This is a genomic window from Pseudaminobacter soli (ex Li et al. 2025) (assembly GCF_003012705.1).
Lineage (GTDB): Bacteria > Pseudomonadota > Alphaproteobacteria > Rhizobiales > Rhizobiaceae > Pseudaminobacter > Pseudaminobacter soli.
On record NZ_PXYL01000052.1, the window covers coordinates 1 to 1,894 of the forward strand.

2 rRNA genes are annotated in these 1,894 nt (G+C 56.5%); both read left to right on the plus strand.

Going from position 1 to position 1,894, the window contains the following annotated elements:
• Positions 1-1,579: ribosomal RNA gene (locus C7I85_RS30140) — 23S ribosomal RNA — on the plus strand; the annotation flags it as partial.
• Positions 1,580-1,765: 186 nt separating this feature from the next.
• Positions 1,766-1,880: ribosomal RNA gene (rrf, locus tag C7I85_RS30145) — 5S ribosomal RNA — on the plus strand.
• Positions 1,881-1,894: the final 14 nt, after the last annotated feature.

Here is a 1,894-nt window from a genome sequence, read left to right on the forward strand (position 1 = left end):
TGCAAGCGGTAGCGGAGCGTTCCGTAAGCCGATGAAGCCGTACCTGTGAGGGGCGGTGGAGGTATCGGAAGTGCGAATGCTGACATGAGTAACGTAAGGGGTGTGAGAGACGCCCCCGCCGAAAGTCCAAGGGTTCCTGCTTAAAGTTAATCTGAGCAGGGTTAGCCGGCCCCTAAGTCGAGGCAGACATGCGTAGACGATGGGAACCACGTTAATATTCGTGGGCCTGTGGGTAGTGACGGATCATGTGTGTTGTCAGGTCTTATCGGATTGATCTGGCGGCGAAGTGGTCCCAGGAAATAGCTCCCACTTATAGACCGTACCCGAAACCGACACTGGTGGACTGGTAGAGTATACCAAGGCGCTTGAGAGAACTATGCTGAAGGAACTCGGCAAATTGCACGCGTAACTTCGGAAGAAGCGTGACCCCTTTGCACGCAAGTGTGAGGGGGTGGCACAGACCAGGGGGTAGCGACTGTTTATCAAAAACACAGGGCTCTGCGAAGTCGCAAGACGACGTATAGGGTCTGACGCCTGCCCGGTGCTGGAAGGTTAAGAGGAGGGGTGCAAGCTCTGAATCGAAGCCCCAGTAAACGGCGGCCGTAACTATAACGGTCCTAAGGTAGCGAAATTCCTTGTCGGGTAAGTTCCGACCTGCACGAATGGCGTAACGACTTCCCCGCTGTCTCCAGCATAGACTCAGTGAAATTGAATTCCCCGTGAAGATGCGGGGTTCCTGCGGTTAGACGGAAAGACCCCGTGCACCTTTACTATAGCTTTACATTGGCATTCGTAGTGGCATGTGTAGGATAGGTGGTAGGCTTTGAAGCCAGGGCGCCAGCCTTGGTGGAGCCACCCTTGAAATACCACCCTTATCTCTATGGATGTCTAACCGCGGCCCGTCATCCGGGTCCGGGACAATGTATGGTGGGTAGTTTGACTGGGGCGGTCGCCTCCTAAAGAGTAACGGAGGCGCGCGATGGTGGGCTCAGACCGGTCGGAAATCGGTCGCTGAGTGCAATGGCATAAGCCTGCCTGACTGCGAGACTGACAAGTCGAGCAGAGACGAAAGTCGGTCATAGTGATCCGGTGGTCCCGTGTGGAAGGGCCATCGCTCAACGGATAAAAGGTACGCCGGGGATAACAGGCTGATGACCCCCAAGAGTCCATATCGACGGGGTTGTTTGGCACCTCGATGTCGACTCATCGCATCCTGGGGCTGGAGCAGGTCCCAAGGGTATGGCTGTTCGCCATTTAAAGCGGTACGTGAGTTGGGTTCAGAACGTCGTGAGACAGTTCGGTCCCTATCTGCCGTGGGTGTAGGAATATTGACAGGATCTGTCCCTAGTACGAGAGGACCGGGATGGACGTATCTCTGGTGGACCTGTTGTGGCGCCAGCCGCATTGCAGGGTAGCTATATACGGACGGGATAACCGCTGAAGGCATCTAAGCGGGAAACCCACCTGAAAACGAGTATTCCCTGAGAGCCGTGGAAGACGACCACGTTGATAGGCCGAGTGTGGAAGCGCAGCAATGTGTGAAGCTTATCGGTACTAATAGCTCGATTGGCTTGATCGTTCTCATTATCAATGCTCATTTTGCCCTCGCGGCTGTCGGCTCCGCCGACGCCTCCGGGAGGGCGCGCCGCCCCTCGACAGGCTCGGGAGGCGCGACGGCCGGTCGGCCTTGCGAAGCTAACGCTTCGTCGGGGCCAGCCGGGCAACAGGCACAAAAACAGCTTCTCGAACACATGCACTTTGCCGACCTGGTGGTTATGGCGGAGCGGCTGCACCCGATCCCATTCCGAACTCGGCCGTGAAACGCTCCAGCGCTGATGGTACTTCGTCTCAAGACGCGGGAGAGTAAGTCGCTGCCAGGTCTGCCAAATGCATG